At 78.6% G+C, this 341-nt stretch carries 1 protein-coding gene; it reads left to right on the top strand.

Annotation, left to right across the window (positions count from 1 at the left end; genetic code table 11):
• Positions 1-9: 9 nt before the first annotated feature.
• A partial coding sequence (locus VR44_RS48180) for a hypothetical protein (protein WP_245692905.1) occupies positions 10-341 on the top strand: 332 nt, incomplete at its 3' end.

Below are 341 nucleotides of genomic sequence, written 5' to 3'. Positions count from 1 at the left end.
GAACTCGATCTGCTCGACGGCGACGGCGACGGCGACGGCGACGACGGCGACGACGGTGACGACGGCAGGAGGGAAGGGGACGCGGGAGGAGGCCGGCGACCCGAAGCCGCCCCGCCCGGCGCCGCACCCACCTCCGACGAGGCCTCCGCCAAGTCCGCCCTGTTCTCCGCCGGCCCCCCCGCCCCGCCCCGTACCCTCCTCGACGTCTTCGCCGCCTCCGTACGCGCCCACCCCGACGAGCCCGCCCTCGACGACGGCAGCGCCCGGCTGACCTACCGGGCCCTGGCCGCCGAGGTCGAGCGCCGGCGCCGGGTCCTCGCCGCCTGCGGGATCGGGCTCGG

Source organism: Streptomyces katrae, from assembly GCF_000966975.1.
Lineage (GTDB): Bacteria > Actinomycetota > Actinomycetes > Streptomycetales > Streptomycetaceae > Streptomyces > Streptomyces katrae.
This window is presented reverse-complemented; position numbering and strand designations above follow the sequence as displayed.